The sequence below is a fragment of the Pseudomonas amygdali genome, from assembly GCF_002699855.1.
Lineage (GTDB): Bacteria > Pseudomonadota > Gammaproteobacteria > Pseudomonadales > Pseudomonadaceae > Aquipseudomonas > Aquipseudomonas amygdali.
Map to the genome: position 1 here is coordinate 1 of NZ_LKBW01000126.1, position 4,709 is coordinate 4,709.

Genomic DNA, 4,709 nt, shown 5'->3' on the forward strand with positions numbered 1-4,709 from the left:
CCGAGTCTGCCCAGGTGGCATGACTCAAACAAAAGGGTCTCCGAGAAACCCGGGGCGGTTCAGAAGCGCGTCTGATCGTTGGTTTCAGCGGTTCATAGTGGCTTGGCGCGTACGATTCGCTTGGCCCTGACCTCATCGGCATAGGCCTTGAGCTGATCGGCATCGCTGTAAAGGCGGTTGACCATCTGCAGTACTGCCGTCACGTCGACATCTTTCATTTGCGAGGCGAGTTTGAGAATTTCTTCCGCCGTGTTTTCCAGATTGGTTGCTGTCCCTTTCAGGTGCCGCTTCAGCTCCTGAGTCGACTTATTGAGCGCCATACGTGTTCCTGTGCCAAGACCTTGAATTCCATACCCGGAGCATGGCTTTTTCCGCGATAACAAGCAATCAGGCTTATGCCTGTCAGCCAAGGTCATCGGCCGATTCAAGGCGATCTGCAAGGCAGCCCGCTCAATCGTCGCGGGTCAGCACTTCCAGCAGCTCTATTTCAAATGTCAGGTCGGCACCCGGTTTGATGCGCGCGCCCATCGTTCTGTCGCCATAGGCCAGGTGGGCAGGCACGAACAGTTTGCGTTTGCCGCCCACCTTCATGCCCATAAGGCCCTGATCCCAGCGTCCGGTGCCGATCACGCACTGAAACGGCTTGCCACGCTGGTGAGAGGAATCAAAGACAGTGCCGTCTTCGAGGGTTCCGGTGTAATGCGTGGTGATCAGCGCACCTTTGACCGCTTCCTTGCCTTCGCCGGGATGAAGGTCGGTAATCTGTAATTCTTTGCTCATTACAAGGCTTCCATTTATAGCGAGCTCAATGAATGCCGAGAGCGTGCATTTTCGCAGCGCTTTCTCGCAGAAAAGCATGCCTGTGACAAGCGCGCGAAACGAAAACGGGGAAGCTTTCGCTTCCCCGTCGTATTCCGATTGTGTCGTTCGTCAGAGATTCTGCGAACTGACCACCATGGCCTGGGCGATATTCTCTTTCTGCTCCTGGGTGAAACCGTCCCAGATATTGGTCTTGGCGTAGTAACCCAGGCCAGCCAGGCAGTAAAGGCTGAGGGTCAGAACGATGACGATTGAAACAAAGGTCCAGCGGCCTTCGTCATCGTTTTCCCGAGTGAAGCTGCGGGAATAGTTGTCCTCGGCGCTGCGGAAGAACAGCGCGGACGATAGGCGCTTGAGCCACTGGAACAAATGAACGACAACGATACGCAGCATGGGAAATCACCTCAAAGGTTAAAAGAAACGGGTCGTCCGCGATGCCGGTCACCGGCATCGGGGTGCAAAAGCTGAAAACGAAAAAAGCCCGTCTATGACGGGCTTTCTTTTTATGATTCTGGTCAGGGGGCAGGGGATCGTGCATTCACACAAGTCGCGTTGGACACTGCGCAGGCCTGACGTTATTGCAACATTTTAAAACAAATGATTTGTGTGATCTACCCGGACACTGCCGTTGTCAGACAACTGGTCGTGCCTGGGGGTGCGACAAAACGTCGCTCCGGGCTGGGCCGAGCTTCGAAAGACGCCGCGCATTTGGTCAAGTCTTGTAATACTTATACGAAGTGCGAAACAGTTGTGTGTATTGTACGATCAACGCCCGTATTGATTTTCAGGACTGTATGAATACCCTCCAGGAGCCTCCGAGTTGTCCCTCCTTCACCGCTGATGGCTGGCCAGTGATAACCCTTTCACCAGGCAGGCCGTTTGATTCGAACGCCGGTTTACCCTCTTTCTCGTGTTGCAATGGCCCCGACATGCCTGTGCATGGTCGCAAGGCACCTTTGCGCATGGCAATTCATTGCAGTGCGTGGCCAGCTGTGGCCAACGATGAGTTTTCCCGCCATTTTTCTCGTGAGGCTGCATAACTACCATGGAATGGATCGCTGACCCCACGGCATGGCTTGGCCTGCTGACCCTCATCGTGCTGGAACTGGTGCTGGGTATCGATAACCTGGTGTTTATTGCCATTCTGGCGGACAAACTGCCCCCCGAGCAACGCGACAAGGCGCGCGTCATCGGCCTGTCGCTGGCACTGATCATGCGCCTGGGCCTGCTGGCTAGCATCTCCTGGATGGTGACGCTGACCGAGCCGTTGTTCGAGATATTCGACAAGACGTTCTCCGGTCGTGACCTGATCATGCTGTTTGGTGGTGTGTTCCTGTTGTTCAAGGCCACCATGGAGCTGCACGAACGGTTGGAAGGCCATGTTGCACAGCGCGCCGGTAACGCAGGCTATGCGTTGTTCTGGCCCATCGTTGCGCAGATTGTGGTACTCGACGCGGTGTTCTCGCTGGACGCCGTAATCACGGCCGTCGGCATGGTCGAACACCTGTCGGTGATGATGATTACTGTGATCTTCTCCATCGGCCTGATGATGATTGCCAGCAAGCCGCTGACCAAATTCGTCAACAGCCGCCCGACAGTGATCATGCTGTGTCTGGGCTTCCTGATGATGATTGGTTTCAGCCTGACCGCCGAGGGCCTGGGTTTCCATATTCCCAAGGGCTATCTGTACGCGGCCATCGGTTTCTCGATCCTCATCGAGGTGTTCAACCAGATCGCTCGCAAGCGCAGCAAGAAGTCTGCTCATGGCCACCTGCCGCGTCGCGAGCGGGCTGCCCATGCGGTAATGCGCCTGCTGGGCGGTCGCAAGCTGGAGTCTGGCGATGTCGATGAGGAAATCACCGACATGCTGGAAGGCGAAAGCAGCGAGCCGGTGTTTGACCGTCGTGAGCGGGTGATGATCAGCGGCGTACTGCAACTGGCAGAGCGGCCGATTCGCACGGTGATGACGCCGAGGGCCGAAATCGACTATATCGACTTGAAAGACGATGCCGAGAAAATCCGTCTGAAACTGATGCACTCGTCCTACTCGCGTCTGCCGTTGATTGGCGAGCGAGGCATCGATGAGCCGCTGGGCTTCGTGCACAAGAAAGAGCTGTTCAAGGAATTGTTGTCCGGCAACGAGCCCGACCTGAAGCTGATGTCGCGCAAGGCAATCAACCTGCTGGAAAGCTTCACCATCCTCAATGCCCTGGAGCAGATGCGCAAGGAGTCGACGCACATCGCTTTTGTGGTCAACGAGTTCGGTGATTTCATCGGCGTGTTGAGCATGACCGACATTCTGGAATCCATCGCTGGCCAGCTGCCAGACGCCAGCGAAGTGGAAGGCCCGGACATCGTCAAGCAAGGCGAGGACTTCGTGGTATCGGGTGCCTTGAACCTGAGTCTGATTCGCGAACGCACCGGCTTCCAGGCCAAGGCCACCGAGGATTATCAGACACTCGCCGGACTGGTCATGAGCCTGCTGGATCGCCTGCCTTCTACCGGCGATAGCCTGGACTGGCAGGGCTGGAACCTTCAGGTTGTCGGCGTGGAAGAGCGCCGGGTAACTCGGGTGCTGTTGCAAAAACAGCCCGATATAGGTTCTGGCAAATAAGCACGGAGCTGTAATACAAAACGGGGCCTGCTCATGGTGAGCAGGCCCCGTTTTTCATGTGAGCGTCGCGCTTATTTGCGACGCGGACGCGACACCACAGATTCGATATTCTTGCGGCCGATCAGCTTGGGCTGCGCAGGCTCTTTGGCCATCGGCGCATCAGCCAGCCACTTGAACATCACCAGACAATCCACCAGCCCCAATCGGGCGTGACGATAAGCCTTGGGCAAACGCCCAACTGTCTCGAAACCCAGCTTGGCCCACAGCGCGACAGCTACTTCATTGCTGGCCACCACCGAATTGAACTGCATCGCCAGAAACCCGCTGTCGCGCGCCAGTTGCTGCGAGTGCTCGCACATCAACCGCGCCACACCACGACCCCGCGCCGCATCCGTCACCATATAGCCGCAATTGCAGACATGATTCCCCGGACCTGCCGCATTGGCCTTCAAGTAGTAACTGCCCAACAGCTGGCCGTCTTCCTCGGCAATCAGCGTGTGCCGCGGCAGCTCCATCCACAGACTGCGGGCCTGCTCCTGAGTGACGGCAGGGTCGTAGGCGTAGGTTTCCTGAGCGATGACGACAGCCTGAAAGGTGGGCCAGAAGCGCTCGAAGTCTTCCGGGGTCATGGGGCGGATCTGGATCATGGTGAGGCCTTGGTGGGTATGGCTTGAATTCCGGCGTGTACGTTAGCTTGGGTGTGCTACCACTTCCAGGCTTTTTCGGTGAACTCGGCGGTGGAGGGGAGTACGGTGTGGAGAAAATTCAGGTATTTGTTGAACAGTACCTCGTGCTGGAAACGGGCCTCAAAGCCTAGCGTGACGTCAGTGCGGTGCGTGATGATCATGAGGCGTTTACGGTCGACGGTTACAAAGTTGTACTCATCCCAGGGCAGGCTTTGTTCATGATGAATGGGGTTTTCCCAGTTTAGTAGCTTGAGGGCTGCGATACAGGCCATGGCTGCCGGGCCGATCAGGAAGAGCAGTGAGCCGGTGAGGGCGGCTATGAAGATGAATATCAGGATGACGGCTATGGCAATGCCCTTGAAGAATGACGAGGCGAAGTCGGGGTAATGGAGGTAGTACTCCAGGTGGGCGCAGTTGGTTTTTATGGTGTAGTTGTAGATGGTTTTTTGACGGATGAGTAGGCATATGAAATACGCAAGATGGCCTCCAAGTGCGAGTATTACGCACACCAGGGAGGGGGAGTATCAGTTTTTTTGTGTTCGGGCTGGTTAGGGCCTGCCGTCAGGCAGGCCCTTGTTTTACCAGCTCGG

Annotated in this window: 5 protein-coding genes and 1 pseudogene; 1 reads left to right on the plus strand and 5 read right to left on the minus strand. The window is 56.3% G+C overall.

The features are described 5' to 3' along the window. Positions 1–92: 92 nt before the first annotated feature. The 3 genes from AO277_RS11195 to AO277_RS11205 form a co-directional block, all read right to left on the minus strand. A complete protein-coding gene (locus AO277_RS11195; RefSeq protein WP_002553778.1) occupies positions 93–320 on the minus strand; it encodes a hypothetical protein in 228 nt (75 codons plus the stop codon). A 130-nt stretch (positions 321–450) separates the two neighbouring features. Then, positions 451–780, minus strand: coding sequence for an FKBP-type peptidyl-prolyl cis-trans isomerase (locus AO277_RS11200; RefSeq protein ID WP_099258969.1), 330 nt, complete (start codon positions 778–780; stop codon positions 451–453). A gap of 150 nt (positions 781–930) precedes the next feature. Next, positions 931–1,212 carry a hypothetical protein gene (locus AO277_RS11205; RefSeq protein ID WP_002553776.1) on the minus strand — a complete coding sequence of 94 codons (282 nt, stop codon included), beginning with the start codon at positions 1,210–1,212 and terminating at the stop codon, positions 931–933. A 652-nt stretch (positions 1,213–1,864) separates the two neighbouring features. On the opposite strand from AO277_RS11205, the gene AO277_RS11210 reads away from it, so the two are divergent. After that, entirely contained in the window at positions 1,865–3,433 is a 1,569-nt protein-coding gene (locus tag AO277_RS11210) for a TerC family protein (protein ID WP_099258971.1), read from the plus strand. 71 nt (positions 3,434–3,504) lie between these two features. On the opposite strand, the gene AO277_RS11215 is transcribed toward AO277_RS11210, so the two are convergent. Both AO277_RS11215 and AO277_RS11220 read right to left on the minus strand, forming a co-directional pair. Further along, positions 3,505–4,080 carry a GNAT family N-acetyltransferase gene (locus AO277_RS11215; RefSeq protein ID WP_057459103.1) on the minus strand — a complete coding sequence of 192 codons (576 nt, stop codon included), beginning with the start codon at positions 4,078–4,080 and terminating at the stop codon, positions 3,505–3,507. A 56-nt stretch (positions 4,081–4,136) separates the two neighbouring features. Then, positions 4,137–4,634: pseudogene (locus AO277_RS11220) on the minus strand (permease); the annotation flags it as partial. Positions 4,635–4,709 lie beyond the last annotated feature (75 nt).

Coding starts and splice junctions, on each gene's coding strand:
- AO277_RS11210 (WP_099258971.1), top strand. CDS start 1,865: ATGGAATGGATCGCTGACCCCACGGCATGGCTTGGCCTGCTGACCCTC.
- AO277_RS11195 (WP_002553778.1), bottom strand. CDS start 320: ATGGCGCTCAATAAGTCGACTCAGGAGCTGAAGCGGCACCTGAAAGGG.
- AO277_RS11215 (WP_057459103.1), bottom strand. CDS start 4,080: ATGATCCAGATCCGCCCCATGACCCCGGAAGACTTCGAGCGCTTCTGG.
- AO277_RS11205 (WP_002553776.1), bottom strand. CDS start 1,212: ATGCTGCGTATCGTTGTCGTTCATTTGTTCCAGTGGCTCAAGCGCCTA.
- AO277_RS11200 (WP_099258969.1), bottom strand. CDS start 780: ATGAGCAAAGAATTACAGATTACCGACCTTCATCCCGGCGAAGGCAAG.